This is a genomic window from Bacillus sp. FSL K6-3176, assembly GCF_038003325.1.
GTDB classification, from domain to species: Bacteria; Bacillota; Bacilli; order Bacillales; family Bacillaceae; genus Bacillus; species Bacillus altitudinis.
On the sequence record NZ_JBBOOX010000001.1, the window covers coordinates 3,723,288 to 3,744,994 of the forward strand.

At 42.1% G+C, this 21,707-nt stretch carries 23 protein-coding genes; 7 read left to right on the forward strand and 16 right to left on the reverse strand.

Features of this window, described 5'->3' with window-relative positions:
- Positions 1-25: 25 nt before the first annotated feature.
- From MHB38_RS19305 to MHB38_RS19325, 5 genes are all read left to right on the forward strand, one after another.
- On the forward strand, positions 26-1,651 hold the full coding sequence (locus MHB38_RS19305) for a helix-turn-helix domain-containing protein (RefSeq protein WP_341004255.1): 1,626 nt from the start codon (positions 26-28) through the stop codon (positions 1,649-1,651).
- Positions 1,652-1,749: 98 nt separating this feature from the next.
- Complete coding sequence (locus MHB38_RS19310; RefSeq protein WP_035704087.1) at positions 1,750-2,715, forward strand: iron-hydroxamate ABC transporter substrate-binding protein; 966 nt, start codon at positions 1,750-1,752, stop codon at positions 2,713-2,715.
- A gap of 89 nt (positions 2,716-2,804) precedes the next feature.
- Complete coding sequence (locus tag MHB38_RS19315) at positions 2,805-3,593, forward strand: alpha/beta hydrolase (protein ID WP_048002629.1); 789 nt, start codon at positions 2,805-2,807, stop codon at positions 3,591-3,593.
- A gap of 18 nt (positions 3,594-3,611) precedes the next feature.
- Positions 3,612-3,755 carry a YycC family protein gene (locus tag MHB38_RS19320; RefSeq protein ID WP_008347524.1) on the forward strand — a complete coding sequence of 48 codons (144 nt, stop codon included), beginning with the start codon at positions 3,612-3,614 and terminating at the stop codon, positions 3,753-3,755.
- Positions 3,756-3,777: 22 nt separating this feature from the next.
- Entirely contained in the window at positions 3,778-4,992 is a 1,215-nt protein-coding gene (locus tag MHB38_RS19325; RefSeq protein WP_341004258.1) for a CynX/NimT family MFS transporter, read from the forward strand.
- Positions 4,993-5,032: 40 nt separating this feature from the next.
- Here the strand turns inward: MHB38_RS19325 and rplI are convergent, their stop codons facing one another.
- The 3 genes from rplI to MHB38_RS19340 are packed head-to-tail and all read right to left on the reverse strand — an operon-like array spanning position 5,033 to position 8,426.
- Positions 5,033-5,482, reverse strand: a complete 450-nt coding sequence (rplI, locus tag MHB38_RS19330; RefSeq protein ID WP_007497423.1) for a 50S ribosomal protein L9 — start codon at positions 5,480-5,482, stop codon at positions 5,033-5,035.
- The gene (locus MHB38_RS19335; protein ID WP_017359884.1) at positions 5,479-7,458 is read right to left on the reverse strand and encodes a DHH family phosphoesterase; all 1,980 of its coding nucleotides are present in this window, start codon (positions 7,456-7,458) and stop codon (positions 5,479-5,481) included. The genes rplI and MHB38_RS19335 overlap by 4 nt, the downstream gene beginning before the upstream one ends.
- Before the next feature lie 20 nt (positions 7,459-7,478).
- Positions 7,479-8,426, reverse strand: coding sequence for a YybS family protein (locus MHB38_RS19340; RefSeq protein WP_017368456.1), 948 nt, complete (start codon positions 8,424-8,426; stop codon positions 7,479-7,481).
- A 303-nt stretch (positions 8,427-8,729) separates the two neighbouring features.
- On the opposite strand from MHB38_RS19340, the gene MHB38_RS19345 reads away from it, so the two are divergent.
- Entirely contained in the window at positions 8,730-9,659 is a 930-nt protein-coding gene (locus tag MHB38_RS19345; protein ID WP_048001996.1) for a manganese-dependent inorganic pyrophosphatase, read from the forward strand.
- A gap of 44 nt (positions 9,660-9,703) precedes the next feature.
- On the opposite strand, the gene MHB38_RS19350 is transcribed toward MHB38_RS19345, so the two are convergent.
- From MHB38_RS19350 to MHB38_RS19360, 3 genes are all read right to left on the reverse strand, one after another.
- A complete protein-coding gene (locus MHB38_RS19350) occupies positions 9,704-10,561 on the reverse strand; it encodes a DUF3298 and DUF4163 domain-containing protein (RefSeq protein WP_048001995.1) in 858 nt (285 codons plus the stop codon).
- On the reverse strand, positions 10,562-11,056 hold the full coding sequence (locus MHB38_RS19355; protein WP_007497431.1) for an RNA polymerase sigma factor: 495 nt from the start codon (positions 11,054-11,056) through the stop codon (positions 10,562-10,564).
- A 149-nt stretch (positions 11,057-11,205) separates the two neighbouring features.
- The gene (locus MHB38_RS19360) at positions 11,206-11,865 is read right to left on the reverse strand and encodes a hypothetical protein (protein ID WP_060832808.1); all 660 of its coding nucleotides are present in this window, start codon (positions 11,863-11,865) and stop codon (positions 11,206-11,208) included.
- Positions 11,866-12,061: 196 nt separating this feature from the next.
- Between MHB38_RS19360 and katX the strand changes: the two genes are divergently transcribed.
- Complete coding sequence (gene katX, locus MHB38_RS19365) at positions 12,062-13,561, forward strand: catalase KatX (RefSeq protein ID WP_230677060.1); 1,500 nt, start codon at positions 12,062-12,064, stop codon at positions 13,559-13,561.
- A gap of 48 nt (positions 13,562-13,609) precedes the next feature.
- Here katX and wrbA read toward each other — a convergent pair whose 3' ends face one another.
- The 10 genes from wrbA to MHB38_RS19415 form a co-directional block, all read right to left on the reverse strand.
- Positions 13,610-14,233, reverse strand: a complete 624-nt coding sequence (wrbA, locus tag MHB38_RS19370; protein ID WP_045034926.1) for an NAD(P)H:quinone oxidoreductase — start codon at positions 14,231-14,233, stop codon at positions 13,610-13,612.
- A gap of 59 nt (positions 14,234-14,292) precedes the next feature.
- A complete protein-coding gene (locus tag MHB38_RS19375; RefSeq protein WP_024718443.1) occupies positions 14,293-14,904 on the reverse strand; it encodes an alpha/beta hydrolase in 612 nt (203 codons plus the stop codon).
- On the reverse strand, positions 14,901-15,872 hold the full coding sequence (locus tag MHB38_RS19380) for a ring-cleaving dioxygenase (protein ID WP_171465983.1): 972 nt from the start codon (positions 15,870-15,872) through the stop codon (positions 14,901-14,903). Before MHB38_RS19380 ends, MHB38_RS19375 begins: the two co-directional genes overlap by 4 nt.
- A 189-nt stretch (positions 15,873-16,061) precedes the next feature.
- A complete protein-coding gene (locus MHB38_RS19385) occupies positions 16,062-17,579 on the reverse strand; it encodes an ABC transporter permease/substrate-binding protein (RefSeq protein ID WP_135226527.1) in 1,518 nt (505 codons plus the stop codon).
- Positions 17,572-18,537 carry an ABC transporter ATP-binding protein gene (locus tag MHB38_RS19390; RefSeq protein ID WP_035704107.1) on the reverse strand — a complete coding sequence of 322 codons (966 nt, stop codon included), beginning with the start codon at positions 18,535-18,537 and terminating at the stop codon, positions 17,572-17,574. The genes MHB38_RS19385 and MHB38_RS19390 overlap by 8 nt, the downstream gene beginning before the upstream one ends.
- Before the next feature lie 199 nt (positions 18,538-18,736).
- Positions 18,737-18,976 carry a 30S ribosomal protein S18 gene (gene rpsR, locus MHB38_RS19395; RefSeq protein WP_008347556.1) on the reverse strand — a complete coding sequence of 80 codons (240 nt, stop codon included), beginning with the start codon at positions 18,974-18,976 and terminating at the stop codon, positions 18,737-18,739.
- A gap of 41 nt (positions 18,977-19,017) precedes the next feature.
- On the reverse strand, positions 19,018-19,560 hold the full coding sequence (gene ssbA / locus MHB38_RS19400; RefSeq protein ID WP_007497456.1) for a single-stranded DNA-binding protein SsbA: 543 nt from the start codon (positions 19,558-19,560) through the stop codon (positions 19,018-19,020).
- Between the two features lie 36 nt (positions 19,561-19,596).
- Positions 19,597-19,884, reverse strand: coding sequence for a 30S ribosomal protein S6 (gene rpsF, locus MHB38_RS19405; RefSeq protein ID WP_008347557.1), 288 nt, complete (start codon positions 19,882-19,884; stop codon positions 19,597-19,599).
- 108 nt (positions 19,885-19,992) lie between these two features.
- Positions 19,993-21,093 (reverse strand): redox-regulated ATPase YchF, encoded by a 1,101-nt coding sequence (gene ychF / locus MHB38_RS19410; RefSeq protein WP_007497458.1) that lies wholly within the window; start codon positions 21,091-21,093, stop codon positions 19,993-19,995.
- Positions 21,094-21,308: 215 nt separating this feature from the next.
- Positions 21,309-21,515 carry a DUF951 domain-containing protein gene (locus tag MHB38_RS19415; RefSeq protein ID WP_008347561.1) on the reverse strand — a complete coding sequence of 69 codons (207 nt, stop codon included), beginning with the start codon at positions 21,513-21,515 and terminating at the stop codon, positions 21,309-21,311.
- Between the last annotated feature and the right edge of the window lie 192 nt (positions 21,516-21,707).

Here is a 21,707-nt window from a genome sequence, read left to right on the forward strand (position 1 = left end):
AATTAATAAGAGATCAGGTGGTTTTATGGGAAACAATCATCAATTATGTACAAAGGTAAATGCTGAACAATGCATTTATCGATTAACATATACTGAAAAAATAAATAATGCAGATCTTCCACATACGGAGCAGCAGTTGTCAGATACTTTCTGCCTCCTTTTTAGCATAAGCGGCAGCGGTTTACTTACATTGAACGATCAAAGATGGCGATTGAAACATCTGACACTCTATACGATGATGCCTGGGGAAACATTTATGTTGAAAACAGAGCCTTATCAAAAACACGAGCTCTATCTGTTTCGCTTTCAGATGTACACGCCGCAAGGTCAAAACATAGAAGAAGTATCAACTGAACATGCCCGCTCTTTACTGAATGTATGGCAATTTATCGATATTAGCTCGATTGAACACATTCATTCTTTACTGTCCGACATGACAGCAGAATGGCAAAAACCTGAATCCATTAGCTTTTTTAGAAGCCAAACCCTTTTTCAACAGCTCATGATGCAGCTTTTCACACTGCATAAAGAAGACATTTGTGACACAACACACGCCCTTTTTAAAACAAAACAATATATCGATCAACATTCCGAAGAACCTCTCAGCCTTACAAGTCTATCTCATATGGCTGGTATCAGCGCCAATCATTACAGCGAGCTATTTAAAAAGCATTTTGATGTGAGTGTCACTGATTATATCACCAAGAAAAGACTGGCTAGAGCCAAACAGTTAATGGCAAAAGGTCATGCAAAGCTCAAAGACATTGCACAGGACATCGGCTATCAAGACCCCTATTACTTTAGCCGCATCTTTAAGAAAAAAACGGGTATCACTCCTTCTGCTTATATGAAAAGCCGTCAACGGAAAATGGCTGCCTATGGCCATTCCATACTCGGTCAGCTCACACCCATTCATATCATCCCATATGCTGCCCCTCTTCACCCTAAATGGACAGCACATGATTTTGAGCATTATGCAGAAGAAATTCCGATTCATCTGAGTGCACATCGTATCAACGAACACGCTGAAGCCAATTTACAGCAATTGAAGGAAGCACAACCTGAGCTGATCATTGCCAATGATCATGTGACAGAGGAAGAAAAACAAGCGTTGAAAACCATCTGTCCTGTTCACTTTGTTCCATTCACACAATTGGATTGGCGCGCTCAATTCAGACAAACAGCTCTGTTCTTAAACGAAACGAGGGAAGCAGAAGAATGGCTCCTTCATTACGAAGAACTCGTCATTCAAGCGAAAAAGGCATGCCTTATTGATCATCCACCAAGAACCGTCCTGCCTCTTCGTATCTTTCAAGATCAGCTCTACTTATCTGTCAATCGTACTATGGCAGAAGTAATTTTTCATGACATTGGCCTTCTACCAGCTTTTCAGAATGATGGACAGCTAATAGAAAAAAAAATCAGCATTCACTCTATACAGCAGTTAGACCCAGATGCCATCTTCCTCTTGTTGCATAAAGAACCAAAAACCATTGCTTTTTATCAAAAGTTAAAGCAACAGGAGGCTTGGCAAAATCTCAAGGCTGTGACGCAACAAGCCGTCTATCCACTCGCTTCTGACCCTTGGCGTGAATACACAGCAGCCAGTCATCAACGAGTCATTCAGGACCTTTTATCTTTTTTTCCGTAAAAAGTCCATCACTAGACAGATGATTGTCTATGGATAAAAGGACGAATGACTACTACAATCTTTAATTGAGAACAATTATCAGTTAAAGGAGAAAACAAATGAAAAAATGGTTCGCATTGCTTATCCTTTGTATCATGACGATCATCGCAGCAGCCTGTGGTGCTGCAGAAAATAAACCGGCTTCCAACACAACCAAAAGCAAGTCAGCTGAAGCAGCAGAAACAAACATCAAATACTTAGATCAAACGTACAAACTGAAAACACCAGTGAAACGAATCGTCATTGCTGGAAGCCTAGAATCGATGGAAGATGCAAAACTACTTGGTATCGACCCTATTGGTGCTTCTACTGTCGGCGGCACTTTCCCTGAATTATTTAAAGACATTACAGCAAAAACAGAAGGCATTGGGGAAAAAACTGAACCGAACCTAGAAAAAATCTTAAAACTAAAACCAGACGTGATACTCGGATCAACCAAGTTTCCGCCTGCAACAATTAAAAAACTAGATAAAGTCCAAACGACGATCCCAGTATCACATGTCTCTTCCGACTGGGAAAGCAACCTTTTATTACTCGGTGAACTGACTGGAAAAAGTGAAGAAGCGAAAAGCATCATCTCTGATTATCAGAAAGATCTCAAACAAGCGAAAGAAACCCTGAAAGACAAAAGCAACAACAAAACAGCTGTCATTTTACGCATTAGACAGGGCGACCTGTACGTGTACCCTGAAGACGTATACTTCAACTCTACTTTATATGGGGACTTAGGGTTTACAGCACCAAGTGATATCAAAAAAGCCAAAGCACAAGCAATGATTTCATTGGAACGCCTAGGCGAACTCAATCCTGACTATATCTTTGTTCAGTTCTCCCAAGAGGAAAACTCATCGAATCCAAATGCATTGAAGGACTTAGAGGGAAATAAAATTTGGAACAGCCTAAAAGCTGTGAAAAATGGGCACATCAATGAAAATGTCGTTGATCCTATGCTTCAGGGAGGAACAGCACTAAGCAAAACTACCTTCCTTGATCAGGCTGTCAAATGGCTAGATCAAACCAACTAAAAAGATGCGCATCTTGACAAAGGGCTAAACATTTTAGTCCTTTGTTCTTCTTTTCAGCGGAGCTTGAAAACTTGAAGGAGAGAATACACATGAACGGAACGTTTCTATATGACGAATTGAACGGGCGGCAGCTTGATATTTACCTTCCACCGGACACCTCTATTGATGTTCCAGCTGTCTTTGTACAAGATGGCTCTTCTTTGTTTAGAACCCACCTGCTAGAGATCGAAAGCATGATTGAAGCCAAAACCATCTCGCCAATCATCATCGTCGGTATACACCCCTTCAATCGACTTGACGAATATACACCATGGAAGGCATCAGCACTGCATTCTGGATTCCCTGACTTTAAAGGTGAGGCACAGACATATGTGTCATTTTTAGCAAATGACTTGCTTCCATATATCAAAAGAGAATACCCAGTTAAACAGACCGGTCATGAACATAGCCACGTAGGTGCTTCATTAGGTGGACTCTTTGCTATTTATACCTTATTCATGTACCCTGACCTTTTTAAAAACATCGCGTCCCTCTCCGGGTCATTTTGGTATCAAGATTTTCTATCGTTTGCTAAACAACAAAGCATTCAGTCTGTGGACCACCTTGTCTATTTGTCTGTAGGCAGTGAAGAAGGGAAAGGCAAAACATCTGCCCAACAGCACATGCCTTTATTCAACAAACAACTCCATGATCTTTTATTACAGAAAGGGATGCAGGAACGAAAGCTTCACTTTCACATTGAACAAGGAGAGGGCCACCATCTGAAACAATTTCAAAAAAATTTCTTATCGGCCATCAAGTGGTTTTATAAAAGAAAACCCAAATTTTTTATCAGCAAGTCACAAAGTCGATATGGTATATTGGAACGTATAGATTGAAAGAGGAGGGATTTGCGCATGAGACCTTTACAAATCTCAGCCGATACCGCACAAAAGCTTGCTGCATCACTCAATGTACCGTTAGAGCAAATCATGCATATGCCGCAGCACATCTTATTAGCTAAATTAGCGGAGCTTGAACAGAAGAAAGATCGTTCTTAAAGAAATAAAGGAGTTTACATTCATGGAACAACAACTAGAAAAATCAACATTTCATCCTCGCAGTACAGGGCAAACCATTTTGCTGATTGCTGGGATTTTACTCATTGCCTTTAACCTGAGGCCAGCCATTACGTCTGTTGGTCCTGTGATCGGTGCCATTCGTTCTGATTTACAGCTTTCAAATGGACTTGCTGGTTTCCTCACGACATTACCACTGCTCTCATTCGCATTGCTTTCTCCTATTGCACCTAAAATCGGAAAACGTCTTGGGAATGAACGAACACTTTGGCTTGGGCTTGCTGTCCTGCTCTTTGGGATTGTCATTCGTTCATTTGGTAGCATCACCTTTTTAATGATGGGAACGGCGCTAGTCGGCGTCGGGATTGCGATTTGTAATGTGCTTTTACCTGGACTTGTGAAACATAAATTCCCTGCACATGCTGGATTAATGACAAGCGTGTATACGACATCGATGTCCGTTTTTGCTGCACTTGCATCTGGTGTCAGCGTTCCGCTCAGTCATGCAATGCCTGGCGGCTGGAATACATCATTCCTTGTCTGGGCCGGACTTGCCCTTCTTGCGATGATGGTGTGGGCGTCGCAGCTTCTTCATCAGAACACAGCGGCTGTCAAAAGCATTTCACTCAAAGAGCAGCCAATATGGCGTTCACGTGTCGCATGGCAGGTGACCTTTTTTATGGGCTTGCAATCATTCCTTTTCTACAGCAGTATCGCATGGTTTCCTGATATTTTAACATCACATGGCATGAACTTAGCGACAGCGGGATGGATGCTGTCCATTATGCAGTTCACTGGTCTGCCATCGACCTTCTTAACGCCCGTTTTTGCAGAAAAATTAAAAACGCAAAGACCGCTTGTCGTCGGCCTTGTCCTTGTGTATTTACTCGGCATGATTGGTCTCCTTCTCGGAGGGTCGACGCCTATTCTTGTCATCTCTGTGCTATTCATCGGCGTCGGACAAGGGGCCAGTATCAGTCTTGCCCTCACATTTATTGGATTAAGAACAACCAATATGGAACAAGCAGCTGCCCTCTCTGGAATGGCGCAGTCACTCGGTTATTTATTAGCCGCTGTTGGTCCATTCATGATCGGTATCCTTTTTGATGTGACACATACATGGACGCCATCCATTATCATCTTTATCATCGTCCTATTTTTCATGTTTATATCCGGTATGCGTGCTGGACGAAGCGTCTATATTTCAGATCCATCATAAACAAAGAACCCGTCTCACGAGGAGACGGGTTCTTTTCTGTTTATGCTTGTTCTGTGACGTGCACCTTTAATGTTGCTTGTACTTCTGGGTGAAGCTTCACCGGTACATTTGTGTATCCTAGCGCACGGATGGCATCATTCAACTCGATTTTACGCTTATCGAGTTTGATTTGATGTTCTTTTTGCAATTTATCAGCGATCTGTTTGCTTGTGATCGATCCAAATAGACGACCGCCTTCACCTGATTTAGCAGTGAGTTCCACTGTCAGCGCCTCAAGTGTTTCTTTTAATTGTTTCGCTTGCTCAAGCTCTTGGATGGCATTCTTTTTCTCTTTGTTTTTCTGCCCTTCCAATGCACTTAGGTTCGTTGGAGTTGCTTCAACAGCTAACCCTTGTTTGATGAGAAAGTTGTGAGCGTATCCGTCAGCTACATTTTTGACTTCGCCTTTTTTCCCTTTGCCTTTTACGTCTTTTAGAAAGATGACTTTCATCTTTGAACCCCTCCTTCGAAATATTCGTCTATGGCAGCTTTTAACTTCTCTACCGCTTCTTCAATGGTTATACCATAAATCTGGGTCGCAGCGTTAGTTAAATGACCGCCACCATCTAATGCTTCCATAATAATTTGAACGTTGATATCCCCTAACGATCTTGCACTAATACAAACCGTATCGTCATCTCGCCTTGCGACAGCAAATGATGCTTCAACCTCACTCATCGACAAGAGAGAATCAGCCGTTTGTGCGATCGTAATTTGATCATAATACTCAGACCTGTCAGACGGCAAGGAAGCAATCGCTACCTGATTTTGATACAGCTCTGTATGCTGAATGAGCTTTGCCCGTTTGATGTAATGATCGACTGTCTCTTTCAAAAACTTTTGCACAAGGACAGGATCTGCCCCTTTTGCACGAAGGTAGGATGCTGCATCGAACGTTCTTGACCCCGTTCTGAGGGAGAAACTCTTCGTATCCACGATGATCCCAGCAAGAAGTGCTGTGGCTTCAATCATGTTAATCCGCAATTTCTTCGGCTGATACTCTAACAGCTCTGTCACAAGTTCTGCTGTAGATGAAGCATACGGCTCCATATAGACAAGTAAAGGATCACGGATAAATTCCTCACCACGTCTATGGTGGTCAATGACAACGACGTTTTCGATCTTATTTAGCAGTCGTTCTTCCATCACAAGGGACGGTTTATGTGTATCTACGACCACAAGCAATGTGTCATCCTTTGCAAGCTCCATCGCTTCCTCAGGCGTGATAAAACGGGACCAAAGTTCTTCATAATTCTTAATTTCACTAATTAAGCGTTGAACGCTGTCCCCAATCTGGTTGGCATCAATGACGATGTAACCTTCTTTTCCATTCGCCTGAGCAACCTTTAAAATCCCGATCGAGGCACCGATAGAATCCATGTCGGGGAACTTATGCCCCATGATCATGACATTACCGCTTTCAGATACAATTTCTTTTAAAGCATGTGAAATCACCCGTGCGCGTACTCGTGTCCGTTTTTCCATTGGATTGGTTTTTCCACCGTAGAATTTCACTTTCCCATTCGGCTGTTTAATCGCTACCTGATCCCCGCCTCGTCCGAGGGCAAGGTCAAGACTCGACTGCGCAAGTGCGCCAAGTTCTTTTAAAGAAGGAACAGACGCACCGATTCCAATACTAAGGGTAAGCGTGGCGCTATGTGCCCCTGTTTTCTCACGAACCTCGTCTAAAATGGAAAACTTCGACGCTTCTAGCTCTGCTAAGATGCTCTCGTTTAATACCGCCATAAATCGTTCAGATGAAATTCTTTTTAGGAAAATGCCATATTCTTGCGCCCAATTGTTTAACAGCGATGTGACTTCACTATTTATCGCGCTGCGCACCTGATCATCGAGACCTTGTGTGACATCATCATAATTGTCTAAAAAGATATAAGATAACACCGTTCGTTCATTTTCATACTGTCTTTCAATCTGCACTTGTTCCGTGACATCAAAGAAATATAAAAGGCGCTCTGACCGTTTAATAATGACTTTGAATTTCCGGTCATTCAGCGTCACATTTTCTGTCTCAACCTCTTGTTTAATAAGAGGCACAATGGATTCAAATGTATCATACAAGGATCTGCCGACAAGTGTGCTTTCATGGAAGCACGAAGCGAGAAATGGATTGGTCCATTCGATATAATACTGGTCATTAAACAGCATAATACCAATTGGCATCTCCATTAATGCTTCTTCTCCAACCTTTTTGACTCGATAGGATAATGTTGAAATATATGAATCAATCTCTTTTTGTACCTGCGTATCTGCCCACTTTAAAAAGTAGAGCACACCCGCAAGGACTAAAAGACCAACCGCTCCTATGATCCAATTAAAATAAAGGTTGAGGAGGACTGTGATCACCGCAAGGACAATTAACGCGAAGATCGGATACTTGATGACAGGTTTTCGATAGAAGCTTGGCACTGATATCAACTCCTCAACATTCAGAGTGAATTATTTGTTTTTACTTTTTCTCTTAAATCAAAGCCTATGTCAGCAATCCCTATAATACGCACAATCACACCGATTGGCGGAAAGAGAATCGTCAATACGACGGCAAAAATGGGTACCACTTTTGAGATGTTTTTTTCGTGGCAATAATAGAAGATAAAAGAAAAGCCCTGAATAAGCACCAGTATAAATAAAATTTGAAAAGCACTCGTTTGCACGAGCGATAAAAAGCTGCCTTTCTCCGGCTGAATCAGCATCAAAAGCAGTGTGAGTAAATAATACCATACCATGCTTTTTGGCAGTCGCATATCCTTAAATTTCTTAAGAGCTGGCATGTCTGGAACAAACCGTTTGATCAACGGCCGCACAAACCAATGATTGACGAAAGACATCAGCGTGACAAAAATCAAAAGCGCTACAGGTAAAGAATTTAATGCCGTATCCTGCATCTCTCTAAACTGCTTGAGTTGTTTTGCTATGTCCTGATCAGAAGCGCCAGATTGTTTTAAGGTACTCTCTACCATCGGCATGATTTGGTCAATTGATTCCTTTGCGACACCCAGTATATCTACTTGAAACAGCTGGACACTGACAACAAAGTAAATGAGAAAACTGAATAAGTAGATCAGCGCACCCGTAATGATAGCCTGACCTGGCTGCCTCCTGCTGTAGAAAACACCCATACCTATTCCAACAGCAATCAGCATTGGCGCACTTAACAGCCCATTAATAGACCCAATTAAAAAGCTGATCACTATGCCAATAGCGCCAGCCGCAATTCCTTTTTTCAAGCCATGCCTGATTGTATAGAGAATGATCGGAATCGGAGCAGCCATGAAGAAAATAATGGATAAAAGTGGCACATACAAATAAAACAGCGTCATTACCGCAAAAATACTGATCATGATAGCGCCTTCTACTAACGCTTTTGTTTGTTTCACACCTTCACCTCAATCCAATCATTTTTCTATATCTTGCTCAATGTGTACTTCTATGTATACGTACGATGTACGCTCCGTCATATCTTGACCCAACCTTTATTTTACCATAGCCGCAAATCGCAAGTAAAATGCAGGCTATCCCAAGAGCGTTTCACGTGGAACAACTTAGATCGTCTTGTACATGCAACTTTTCAGACAGCATGTTACAATTTTTTAGATTATTCTTAGCTATAAACCCTGAATTCAAGGTCAAAAGCTGTTAGAATAGAAACATCATCAATAAAAGTAAGAAGGAGAATTCACATGGGAAAAACACTCGTATTCGGACACAAAAACCCTGACACAGACACGATTTGCTCTGCTATCGCTTACGCTGATCTGAAAAACAAAATTGGCGTTCAAGCAGAAGCTGTCAGACTTGGAGAAATCAATGGAGAAACACAATACGCATTAGATTTCTTTAAACAAGAAGCACCTCGTTTCATTGAAACGGCTGCAAACGAAACAAAACAAGTCATTCTTGTCGATCATAACGAATTCCAACAAAGTGTAAGCGATATTGATCAAGTACAAGTGACAGAGGTCATTGACCATCACCGTATTGCCAACTTTGAAACAAGTGAACCTCTTTACTATCGTGCTGAGCCAGTTGGCTGCACAGCAACGATCTTAAACAAAATGTACAAAGAGCACCAAGTCACAATTGAAAAAGAAATCGCTGGTTTGCTTTTGTCTGCGATCATTTCTGATTCCTTGCTATTCAAATCCCCAACATGCACACAGCAGGATGTTGATGCTGCGCATGAGCTGGCAAAAATCGCAGGAGTAGACCCTGACGTATATGGTTTAGATATGCTGAAAGCAGGAGCTGACCTAAGCCAAAAAACAGTTCAAGAATTAATCACACTGGATGCAAAAGAATTTGCACTAGGTAACAGCAAAGTCGAAATTGCACAAGTTAATACAGTTGATATTGCTGAAGTAACAGCAAGACAAGCTGACATCGAAGCAAAAATCAATGAAGTTATCGCAGCGAAAGGTCTTGATCTATTTGTTTTAGTGATCACAGACATTCTAGAAAATGATTCTCTTGCGCTTGCCCTTGGTGCTGAAGCAGCAAAAGTAGAAAAAGCATTTAATGTCACACTTGAAAACAACACTGCTTTACTCAAAGGTGTTGTATCAAGAAAGAAACAAGTCGTGCCTGCACTAACAGACGCACTTTCTTCATAAACATAAAAAGACTGCTGACATCTTCAGCAGTCTTTTTTCTTCTTTTAATGAATGTACATATCGCTGACAAGAACATCCTTTAGCACGCTTGTTGGAATCGTGAATTCAACTACACCCATGTAACCAGGCGCCACATCATATTCGTTGAAGGAAATCACCAGTTTGCCTTTTGAATTGATATAGAAACTTTGATCTGGCTGAATCTTCTTAAACGGATCAACCGTATCTTGCTTCGTCATCCAGTAAATCTTATTTGAATCCTCTTTCATCTGTTTCTTCATTTGTTCTTTAATATTTTCACTAATCACATCAATATAACGGTCATCTTTAAACAGACTTGGTAATGTAATGAGTACATGGTTTTTCTTATCCACCGTATCATATGTCATTTCCTCTGCCGCAGAAGCCTGAGTTGTCACCTTGTATCGACCTAGTGAAAGAATTTGATCATTATTTGTTCTTACTTCATATCCGCTCTCTACACTCAAATGACCATTTTTATAACCCTTTGTTTCCTTTTCAAAATCTTGATACAGCTTTTTGTTTTCAGCTAAATATTTTTGATTCAGGCTGTCTTGTAATTTTCCGTCCCCAAGCCCTGAAACGTGTGGTGTTTTGAGATCAATATTTGTTCCCTGATCGCTCTTTTTAAATTCTGTGAACGTCACGACTTTCACAAGCTCTCCAATGACGGGTACTTCTGAAATCGCTCTTGCTGCCTGCGGACTGACATTTACAGTGGTGACAAATAAAGCAGCCGCAGCAACCAGTCCGATCGTCCATTTCTGAAAATGAGGTTTCTTGTTTTTTCGTTTTAATGTCCGTTCAACCATAGCATCGTATTCCGGGGGAATAGGGATTTCTAAATATTCCTCTTTTAACTGTTCCAAATGCTTATCCATTTATATTTCCTCCTGCGATAATTCTACTTTTAAAAGCCGCAACGCCTTATATAATCTTGTTTTAATGGTGTTTTCATTTTCTCCAAGAATATGAGCAATGTCCTCTAGCTTTAAATCCTCAAAGAATCTTAATATAATGATGACCCGATACATCTCCGGCAAATCTTCTATCGCCCGTCTGACATCTTGATCCTCATAGACATCCGATTCACCCTGTGATAAAAATTCCAGCGTGTCATCGTCTGTCACTTGCACACGCTTCTTCTTTCGTAAAAAGTCGAGGGCAGCGTTTACGACGATTTTATAAAACCAGCTATGCATCTTAGTCGCATCCTCTAATCGGTGAACAGATTTGAGTGCTTTATGAATCGCCTCTTGAACGACATCCATCGCATCTTCTGGGTTTTTGACATAGCTATAGGACAATCGATAAAAACTGTGTTTATGCTCCATTACGTAATCCGCAAATTGATCATCAATCTTTCGTTTCTTCATTTTACAAAGAGCTCCTTTATCTTAAATGCGCATCTGTTATTTCTTACATTGGATAGACGCGCATCTGTTAAAAATAGTTTGCGCTCCATTATTTTTTTAACATGTCATCCCATTTACGTTTCTATACAAAAAGAGCGAACCTGACGGGTTCACTCTTTTAAAGCCGTTATTTTTTGATAAACAAATGGTTTGAGTGGTGATAGCGGATGAATGATGGACACTCCTGTTTCCTGCTCCACCTGCTTTGCAGCGTGAACCATCGAGAGCTGCATCACACAAATATCTCCATGCTGCTGCTTCACAGATTGCCTTAACTGTTCCATGATTCGCTCATGGTAGGCTTGTATATCACCGTTCAAGCAAAGATGAAAGACATCCTCTAGCACAACCACTTCTGCCTTCAACTGCTTTCCCCGCTCTTTTACATATGAAGACAGTCGCTTCATCGTTCCTTCTACTGTATCTGGGTTTGAAAACACCAGCTGAAGCGGACCCTCTCGCTCACAAATCTGCTCAAATAACGGCTCATCTATCGGAACAATTGGTTGTTTGAACAGGTGCTGCTGCTCCCCCAAAGCCGCAATGTATTGTGTACACGTTAATAAAACAAGATCAGCCTCTCCTTCTTGCATGAGTCTGTTGATGGCATAGGTTTGCTGCTGCTCAAGATCAAATGCGGGATCTTGTTTGGCTCGTTCCATAAATGATGAATCGACGATGTGATGCAGATCAAATCCTGTGTCATAGAAAGCGTCGTCAATGTAAGAAATATTAGATGGATGTGCGTGAAGGCAGTGTAATCGAATCATTAGGTCCGCTCCTCATAAAAGTTTTCACTCATTATATCAATCCTTGTATGAAATAGGGAGCAACATGACCATATTGTTAGGGAGATATTGAAGGAGGGATTCTACCTTGAAAGAAGATCAACAGCCTAAATCATCTTCAGAGTCAGAAGAAACCTTGACGAATCGACAAGGTCACCCGGTAACAGATAATCAAAACATGAGAACCGTTGGGAATAGAGGACCGACTACGCTTGAAAACTACGATTTCCTAGAGAAAATCAGTCATTTTGATCGTGAACGCATCCCTGAACGTGTCGTTCACGCACGAGGTGCCGGCGCACACGGATACTTTGAAGCCTACGGTACATTCGGTGACGAACCCATTTCCACTTATACAAGAGCCAAATTATTTCAAGAGAAAGGAAAAAAGACCCCTGTCTTCGTTCGATTCTCTTCTGTTATTCACGGCGGACATTCACCAGAAACTTTACGCGATCCGCGGGGATTTGCGATCAAATTTTATACAGAAGACGGCAACTGGGATCTCGTTGGGAACAACCTCAAAATTTTCTTTATTCGAGATGCTTTGAAATTCCCTGATTTGGTTCATGCCTTTAAGCCTGATCCTGTCACCAATCGTCAGGATGGCGAGCGCATTTTTGATTTCGTTTCACAATCACCTGAAGCAACACATATGGTGACATTTCTCTTCTCACCATGGGGCATTCCCGCCACATACCGGCACATGCAAGGCTCTGGCGTCCATGCCTATAAATGGGTGAATCATGAAGGAAAAGCAGTACTGGTCAAATATCACTTTGAACCGAAGCAAGGGATTCGCAACCTGACACAAGAACAAGCCCAAGCCATTCAAGGGGAAAACTTTAATCATGCCACACAGGATTTATATGAAGCCATTGAACAAGGGGATCATCCTGAATGGGAAGTATACGCTCAAATCATGGAAGATGACACCCACCCCCATCTAGACTTTGATCCACTCGATCCGACAAAGCTCTGGTACAAGGATGACTATCCATGGAAACCGATCGGACGAATGGTGCTAAACAAAAATCCAGAAAATTATTTTGCTGAAGTGGAACAGGTTGCCTTTGGGACAGGGGTTCTTGTAGACGGATTAGATTTCTCAGATGATAAATTGCTGCAAGGACGTACCTTCTCATACTCTGATACGCAGCGATATCGTGTGGGGCCAAATTATTTACAGCTGCCGATCAATGCACCGAAAAAGCATGTTGCCACCAATCAGCGAGATGGGCAAATGGAATATCATGTGGATCAAGGAAAAGGACAAAACCCCCATGTGAATTATGAACCGTCCATTCTAGGGGGATTAAAAGAAGCGCAGCAAGATGGAAAGGATCATACGCCTTTTGTAGAGGGTGAAGTCAAACGAGAAGCCATTGACCGCCCGAACAATTTCGGACAAGCGGGAGAAACCTATCGCCGCTTCAATGATTGGGAACGTGAGGAACTGATTAAAAACTTAGTCAACACCTTAGCTACCTGCCAAAAAGACATCCAAGACCAAATGATCGAAAACTTTACAAAAGCTGATCCTGACTACGGAAAACGTGTGGCCGATGGCTTAAAAGCCTTCAAACAAGAGGAGCCAAGCGGACCAATTGGATCAACAGGCGCGGCACAGGCTGTCAACGATGCGATCAACAACAGCACCCCTTCAGATCCTTATTAATGAAAAAAGAATGCAGCGGAGTGGCTGCATTCTTTTTGTATACATCTATTAAGCGTTTTGACCTTTTTTGATCCATTCTGCTACATTCACTGTACGTTTCGCCTGATGTTTTGCGGCTGCTTCTGCATCCTCTTGGATCTTTCCATTTTGGTCAACAGTCACACTCACACCATAAGGGTTACCCCCTGCGCCGTATAGGGAATCATCCGTGTAGCCAGGAGCGGCAATAATAGCTCCCCAGTGGAACATCGTTGTATACAGGCTCAGAACCGTCTGCTCCTGTCCGCCATTTGGGTTTTGTGCAGATGTCATCGCACTCACTGCTTTGTTTGCTAGTTTCCCTTGGAACCATAAACCGCCTGTTGTGTCTAAGAATTGCTTCATTTGAGCCGGTAAGTTACCGAAACGTGTCGGCATGCTGAAAATAATGGCATCTGCCCACTCTAAGTCACTTAACTGAACCTCAGGGACATCTTTTGTTTCATCTAAATGTGCTTTCCATGCTGGATTTGATGCAACAACTGCTTCTGGTGCCAATTCAGGAACCTTTAAAATTTTGACTTCAGCACCAGCTTCTTTCGCTCCAGCCTCCGCCCATTTCGCCATCTGATAGTTTGTACCTGTTGAACTATAATAAATAATCGCTAGTTTTACGTTTTCCACTTGTTCCATCTCCTTTTGTTTGGTTTGCCCAAAAAGCTTCTGTAAAAATCCCACCTGTATTCCCCACCTTATTTAAATTGACGACGATACCACAATGCCGCAGCATCGACTTCTTCTCTCGTTAGCTGATGTCCACGATTTTCCCAATGAAGCGTTACGGATGCTCCCGCCTCCTGAAGCAGTTGCTCCAGTTCCTGAGATTCCTCAGGACGGCACATTGGATCATTTTCACCAGCTGCTATAAAGACTTGTTTCCCCGCTAATGAAGGTAATGAAACCCCTCGTCTTGGGACCATTGGATGATGCAGGATCGCTCCTTTCAGCGCATCTCCATAATGGAATAACAGACTTCCAGCAATATTCGCCCCGTTTGAATAGCCGATGGCTACAACATTGTGACGATCAAATCCATACTTATCTGCTGCTTCCCCGATAAATGTATATAATTCCTCTGTACGCTCAATTAAATCTTGCTCATCAAAAACACCCTCTGCCAAACGCCTGAAAAAACGCGGCATGCCGTTTTCTGATACATTTCCTCTCACACTAAGAACAGATGCTTCAGGGTCTACCACTTCTGCAAGCGGCAATAAGTCTTGCTCTGTCCCGCCAGTTCCATGCAGCATGAGAAGGACAGGTTTTTGTTCATTCTTTCCTTTTTGAAAAAGATGCTTCATCATGAATCTCCTTTCCCTTTGATTTCTCTTACCTCAATCGGCAGCACGATTTGTTCAATTTGACTACGCTGCGCCTCATATTGCGGCGGCAGTTTCAACGCTTCACCCATCGTTTCCACAGATTCATCGTGTGCAAACCCTGGAGGATCGGTCGCAATCTCAAATAATATGCCGCCAAGCTCTCTAAAATAAATGGCATTGAAATAATTTCGATCTTGCACAGGCGTCACTTGATATCCGCTTTGCGCAACATGTCTTTGCCAATCTAATTGATCCTGATCATCTGTTGCTCTCCACGCAATATGATGTACAACACCCACGCCCATACGTCCTCGTGCAACAGGTGTCTTGTTCACATCAATGACATTGCCGATTTCTCCAAACGAACGGAATCTCACATAATCTCCTTCCGTGCCGACTTTTTCAAGTCCCATCGTTTGCTCTAGCAACTGCATCGTTTGCTCAGGCTGTGAAGTTAATAAAACAGCTCCGCCAAACCCTTTAATTGCTACTTCTGGTGTCACCCCATTAAATGTCCAGTCATTCTGTTTTCCTTCTTCACGCTCTACAAGTTCTATCAATAAACCGTGCGGATCTTCAAAAGAGAGAAAGGCCTCACCAAAGCGTTCAATCATTTCATAAGAAACGTCAAACTGCTCAAGCCGTTCCTTCCAAAAAGAGAAGGCACCGGTCGGTACGACATATGTTGTCACACCTACTTGACCTGCTCCAATTTGTCCCTTTTGTGCACCTGGCCAAGGGAAAAACGTAATAATGGTACCTGGAGAACCTCCTTCATTTCCAAAATATAAATGGTATGTGCCTGGATCATCAAAATTGACGGTCTTTTTCACGAGACGCAGACCTAAAACACTTGCATAAAAATCAACGTTCTCCTGAGGATGACCAACAATTGCTGTGATATGGTGAATTCCTGCTGTTTTCTTCACTTCTAATGACCTCCTCTTCATGACGTAACATGTCCCTACTCATTATGTCTTGACTGACGCTTTTATATTATCTCGAATTCGAGATATATGACTAAAAAATATATTTATCTCGAATTAAGGATATTCCTTTTTGAAATAGATGTCAATGATTTTTGTTTTTTTCTTTTCAAAAGCAGGCCGCTTTGTTATAGCAGACCTGCTTTCCCTTGATTATTGAAGCAATTTTTTCTTTTTTAAATAGGCTTCGGCTACTTGGAATGCATCTTTCCCCTTCACATTGACTTCGTAATTCATTTCTCTCATCTCATCATCTGTGATTTGACCAGCGAGCTTGTTGAGAGAGGCCTCAATCTCAGGATACTCTTTTAATGTCTCCTGTCTTAGCAAGGGCGCTCCTTGATAGGGCGGGAAAATATGCTTGTCATCATCAAGCACCTTCAACTTGTATTGTCTCAATTCACTGTCTGTCGAATACGCATCGACCAACTGAATATTCCCTTTTTGAATGGCGCGATATCGAAGTTTCGGTTCCATCGTGACCACATCGTCAAAAGAAAACTGATAAGCTTTTTGAATGCCTAAATATCCATCCTGACGATCAGAAAACTCTAAAGTAAAGCCAGCACGTATGCGATTCTTGATTTGACCCAGATCTGAAATCTTTGATAAATCATATTGATCCGCTAGTGATTGAGGCACGGCTAAAGCATATGTATTGTTATAAGCCATCGGCTGAAGAAGCTGAAGCTGAAAGGATGACGCCAAACCTTGGCGCGCTTGCTCATACACTTTTTCCTTATCCGTGCTTTTCGCTGTTTCTTTCAGAAATTCAGAAATCGCTGTCCCTGTAAATTCAGGATAGATGTCAATATCACCAGACCGCAGTGCTTGAAAAACAAAGGACGTCTTACCAAGACCAGGCTTAAGATTGACTTGGATATCTGTATCCTGCTCAATTAAAAGCTTATACATGGAGATCAAAATTTCAGGCTCTGACCCCAGCTTCCCTCCAATGGTGATCTCTTTCTTTTCTTGTTGAAACAGCAATGGGGCAGCGACAACTGCTCCTGCTATTACAGCAAAGACCGTCACAGAGATCACGGTTTTTTTAAAGGAGATTTTCTCAAGTGTCCGCAAAACCACATCAAATAAGAGCGCAAGTAATGCAGCTGGAATAGCACCAATGATGATCAAAGACATATCATTTCGATCAATTCCAAGCAGAATCAGACTCCCTAATCCGCCTGCCCCAATAAGAGCTGCAAGAGTGGCTGTCCCTACAATAAGAACCATCCCTGTTCGGATACCTGCCATGATCACAGGCATAGCAAGAGGGAGTTCTACTTTTAATAAGCGTTTGCGGTGATTCATTCCCATAGCGAGCGCCGCTTCTCGCAGCGACGGATCGACCTCACGAATGCCTGTATATGTGTTTCTTAAAATAGGAAGAAGAGCATAGACGACAAGAGCGATAATTGCGGGCACTTGACCAATCCCAACGAGAGGAATCAGAAGTCCAAGCAGCGCCAAAGACGGAATTGTCTGCAAGACAGCCGTCACCCCAATGATCCACTCTGCTATCTTAGGGACTCTCGTTAAATAAATCCCTAAAGGAATGGCAATCAAAATCGCTAGAAATAACGCAATGAAGGAAATTTGAATATGCTCAAGTAAGGCGTGTCCGAGCTGATCTTTTCGAGCCCATAGCACACTGATCCATTCATTCATGTGTCTCGCCCCTCTCAGCAGAAGTACCGGCTAAATACTGAATCACCGCTTGACGAGTGATGAGCCCGATCCGTTCCCCATCCTTTTCAACAACAAGCTCTTCATGCTCTGCCAGTCGAGATAGAACCTCTTCCAGCGTCGCATGGATGGAGACCGCCTCATCGCCTAACAGATCATCTTGAGGCATGGGCTGATAAATAGTTGTCAGCTCAAATGCTTGATGGTCTACATGACGGGCAGCTCCTGAAACAAACTCCCGCACAAATGGATTAACTGGATGCTGAATCAATTCCTCTGGGCGTCCAACCTGCACCACTTTTCCTTCATTCATCACACATATTCGATCTCCAAGCTTCATGGCTTCCTGCATATCATGTGTCACAAAAACGATGGTCTTTTGAATACGGCGCTGTAACTCAAGCAGATCATCTTGTAATTTCTCTCTCGTCAGTGGATCTAACGCACTAAAAGGTTCATCCATTAGGACAATCTCAGGATCAGCAGCAAGTGCCCGTGCTACGCCTACTCGCTGCTGCTGTCCTCCTGAAAGCTCTGCTGGCTTTCGATGTCGATAGGTAGAAGGCTCAAGCCCCACCATGAACATCAACTCATCAACACGCTGATTCGTCTCAGTCCGCTTCCATTGTTTCAGCTCTGGCACTACAGCAATATTCTCTTCTATGGTCATATGAGGGAACAACGCTATTTGCTGAAGCACATAACCAATATCCCAGCGCAGCTCATAAATATCATAATCGCTGATGGTTCGACCCTTTATGTAAATCTCACCTTCTGTAGAAGAGATGAGACGATTAATCATTTTCAAAGTCGTCGTTTTCCCGCTTCCACTAGGTCCAATCAATACAAAAAATTCACCTTTCTGAATCTCCAAATCAACAGATTGAACGGCATAGCGGTCATCAGAAAATTGCATCGATACATTCTTAAATTCAATCATCTTCCCACGCCCTGACTGCAAGTATATTTTAAAATACCAATATGACAGATTAACCTAGTATTTGTATAGAACAAACTGTCACGTTAACTCTCTTTTTACATACTTCCCCTAGTTAGACTGCCAGAAACGACTTTCTCATAAAAGTGAGACAAATAAAAAAAGCGAAGAGCTCAAGGCCCTTCGCTTTTAAGTCAACGACTTACTCACCAGTAACGTATGGAAGTAATGCCATTTGACGTGATTTTTTAATCGCTAATGTCAATTTACGTTGATACTTAGCGCTAGTTCCTGTTACACGACGAGGTAAAATTTTACCACGCTCAGAAACAAACTTTCTAAGAAGATCAACATCTTTGTAATCGATGTGCGTGATTCCGTTAGAAGTAAAGAAACATACTTTACGACGTTTCGCACGACCGCCTCTGCGTCCACCTGCCATTTGTTTTCACACCTTTCCTTTGGTCATTTTTTTCAGATCAATTAGAATGGCAAATCATCATCGGAGATGTCAATCGGTTTACCATCATTCGCAAATGGGTCATCATTGAAGCTATTTCCCTGATTACGATTTTGGTTGTTTTGATTGCCATATGGATTTTGACTTGGTTCATTTCCAAATGGATTCTGATCATTTTGGCTGCCGCCATAATACTGGCCTCCGCTATTGCCACCGCCGCTGTATCCACCTGAACCAGCACCGCCGCTTTTAGGCTCAAGAAATTGAACACTTTCAGCTTGAACTTCTGTCACGAAGACACGCTGTCCTTGCTGGTTTTCATAGTTTCTTGTCTGCAAGCGACCGTCTACACCGGCAAGACTTCCTTTTTTCAAGAAATTAGCCACGTTCTCGGCTTGTCTTCTCCAAGTAACACAGTTAATGAAATCGGCTTCACGCTCTCCAGATTGATTCGTAAACGTACGATTCACAGCTAGAGTAAACGTGGCTACAGCCGCACCATTAGGCGTGTAGCGAAGCTCAGGGTCTTTTGTTAGTCTTCCGACCAATACAACACGGTTTAGCATATTGAAAGACCACCTTTAAATATATATTTCAATGATTTATTCTTCTTCTTTAACAACAATGTGGCGAATGATATCGTCACTGATCTTAGCTAAGCGGTCAAATTCTTGAACTGCTGCAGCGTCAGATTGAACGTTTACGATTTGGTAGAAGCCTTCACGAAAATCATTGATTTCGTATGCAAGACGACGTTTACCCCAATCCTTTGTTCCAGTGATCTCCGCACCGTTAGAAGTTAACACGTTATTAAAACGGTCGATAACTGCTTTTTTAGCCTCATCGTCAACTGTTGGGCGGATGATGTACATAACTTCGTACTTTCTCATCTGATTGCACCTCCTTTTGGTCTAAGCGGCCCTATACGGGCAAGGAGCAATAAATTATATTACTCACAATTGTATATTATAACAAATTACTTTGCCTATGACAAGAACCTATACGTTAAAACGGAAATGAATGACGTCTCCATCTTTCACTATATATTCTTTACCTTCTAAACGAACTTTTCCTGCTTCTTTTGCAGCAGACATACTTCCGCCAGCTAGTAAATCTTCATAAGCAACCGTTTCAGCACGAATAAATCCACGCTCGAAGTCCGTATGAATGATTCCAGCACATTCCGGCGCCTTCATTCCTTTTTTAAATGTCCAAGCACGTACTTCTTGCTCACCTGCTGTGAAATACGTAGCTAAACCTAGAAGTGAATAAGACGCTTTAATCAACTGATCTAGACCTGATTCTTTAATGCCAAGCTCTTCAAGGAACATTTGCTTCTCTTCTCCTTCAAGCTCTGCAATTTCAGACTCAATCTTCGCACAAACAACGATGACTTCAGCGTTTTCGCCAGATGCAAACTCACGAATTTGCTGTACATATTCGTTTCCGTCCTGATCTGCTACTTCGTCCTCACTCACATTTGCTACATACAGAATAGGTTTTGACGTGAGTAAATGAAGTTGCTTCACAAGCTTCTGCTGCTCATCTGTAAATTCAACCGATCTTGCAGATTTTCCAGCTTCAAATGCGTCCTTCAGCTTTTCCAAAATATCAAATTCAGCTACCGCTTCCTTATCTTTTTGTTTCGCAAGCTTACTCACACGAGTTAAACGCTTTTCAACTGTTTCTAGATCAGCCAAAATCAATTCTAAATTAATCGTTTCAATATCTGACACTGGGTCAACCTTACCTGACACATGTGTAATGTTATCATCAGCAAATGCTCTCACCACGTGACAGATTGCATCTACTTGACGAATGTGAGAAAGGAATTTATTCCCTAAACCTTCTCCTTTAGATGCCCCTTTCACAATACCAGCAATATCAGTGAATTCGAAAGCAGTCGGAACTGTCTTTTTTGGCTGCACTAATTCTGTCAGTTTTTGCAAACGCTCGTCTGGAACTTCTACAATTCCGACGTTTGGATCAATGGTACAGAACGGATAGTTAGCAGACTCCGCTCCAGCCTGTGTAATTGCATTAAATAGCGTTGACTTCCCGACGTTAGGTAAGCCAACAATACCAGCTGTTAAAGCCATTCTTTCATCTCCTCTATATGAAACGTGCTCGTTATACTGCGTAATATGAACCTAGAGCAATTATAAGTAGGTTTACATGAAAAGACAAGCTAACCATCATGCATTTTCAATAGAAGAAACATTACCAAAAAGACTAAATCGGAGCTTTAAAATGAGAAATTACAGCTGTTTCTCTGAACAAAAGACAAATTTCATCAAAAAAGCATGAGGCCTACTTAAGCAGTTGGCTCCTCATGCTTGACGAGAATTTTCTTCATTTTTCGTTCAAAATCTCTTCTTGGGATCATCACGCTGTGCCCGCACCCTTCGCATTTAATACGAATATCCATGCCCAAACGAATAACTTTCCACCGATTGGCACCACATGGATGGGGTTTTTTCATTTCAACGACGTCATGTAACCCAAATGCTTTGTCTGCCATCAGCATTCACCTCTCTTGCTCACTTCATTAAATCTATTGTACAAAAAAATGCCGATAGAGAGCAATGCACAAAATAAAGAGCCGCTGTCATGTATCAATCCCGTTCTTTTTTATAGAAAAAACCCTTCTTTTAGATCATTTTATTTGTGACCAATAGTTACTTAAACTCCGCTTTTTTTCAATATTGTCACA

Bases quoted from the DNA above. Each gene is read 5' to 3' on its own strand.
- MHB38_RS19345 (WP_048001996.1), top strand. From the start codon at position 8,730: ATGGGAAAAACACTCGTATTCGGACACAAAAACCCTGACACAGACACG.
- MHB38_RS19380 (WP_171465983.1), bottom strand. From the start codon at position 15,872: ATGAAGAGGAGGTCATTAGAAGTGAAGAAAACAGCAGGAATTCACCAT.
- MHB38_RS19315 (WP_048002629.1), top strand. From the start codon at position 2,805: ATGAACGGAACGTTTCTATATGACGAATTGAACGGGCGGCAGCTTGAT.
- wrbA (WP_045034926.1), bottom strand. From the start codon at position 14,233: ATGGAACAAGTGGAAAACGTAAAACTAGCGATTATTTATTATAGTTCA.
- MHB38_RS19360 (WP_060832808.1), bottom strand. From the start codon at position 11,865: ATGATTCGATTACACTGCCTTCACGCACATCCATCTAATATTTCTTAC.
- MHB38_RS19390 (WP_035704107.1), bottom strand. From the start codon at position 18,537: ATGATTGAATTTAAGAATGTATCGATGCAATTTTCTGATGACCGCTAT.
- MHB38_RS19350 (WP_048001995.1), bottom strand. From the start codon at position 10,561: ATGGATAAGCATTTGGAACAGTTAAAAGAGGAATATTTAGAAATCCCT.
- MHB38_RS19325 (WP_341004258.1), top strand. From the start codon at position 3,778: ATGGAACAACAACTAGAAAAATCAACATTTCATCCTCGCAGTACAGGG.
- MHB38_RS19320 (WP_008347524.1), top strand. From the start codon at position 3,612: ATGAGACCTTTACAAATCTCAGCCGATACCGCACAAAAGCTTGCTGCA.
- rpsR (WP_008347556.1), bottom strand. From the start codon at position 18,976: ATGGCAGGTGGACGCAGAGGCGGTCGTGCGAAACGTCGTAAAGTATGT.
- rplI (WP_007497423.1), bottom strand. From the start codon at position 5,482: ATGAAAGTCATCTTTCTAAAAGACGTAAAAGGCAAAGGGAAAAAAGGC.
- ychF (WP_007497458.1), bottom strand. From the start codon at position 21,093: ATGGCTTTAACAGCTGGTATTGTTGGCTTACCTAACGTCGGGAAGTCA.
- MHB38_RS19305 (WP_341004255.1), top strand. From the start codon at position 26: ATGGGAAACAATCATCAATTATGTACAAAGGTAAATGCTGAACAATGC.
- ssbA (WP_007497456.1), bottom strand. From the start codon at position 19,560: ATGCTAAACCGTGTTGTATTGGTCGGAAGACTAACAAAAGACCCTGAG.
- MHB38_RS19375 (WP_024718443.1), bottom strand. From the start codon at position 14,904: ATGATGAAGCATCTTTTTCAAAAAGGAAAGAATGAACAAAAACCTGTC.
- katX (WP_230677060.1), top strand. From the start codon at position 12,062: ATGAGAACCGTTGGGAATAGAGGACCGACTACGCTTGAAAACTACGAT.
- MHB38_RS19355 (WP_007497431.1), bottom strand. From the start codon at position 11,056: ATGAAGAAACGAAAGATTGATGATCAATTTGCGGATTACGTAATGGAG.
- MHB38_RS19385 (WP_135226527.1), bottom strand. From the start codon at position 17,579: ATGAATGAATGGATCAGTGTGCTATGGGCTCGAAAAGATCAGCTCGGA.
- MHB38_RS19415 (WP_008347561.1), bottom strand. From the start codon at position 21,515: ATGGCAGACAAAGCATTTGGGTTACATGACGTCGTTGAAATGAAAAAA.
- MHB38_RS19310 (WP_035704087.1), top strand. From the start codon at position 1,750: ATGAAAAAATGGTTCGCATTGCTTATCCTTTGTATCATGACGATCATC.
- rpsF (WP_008347557.1), bottom strand. From the start codon at position 19,884: ATGAGAAAGTACGAAGTTATGTACATCATCCGCCCAACAGTTGACGAT.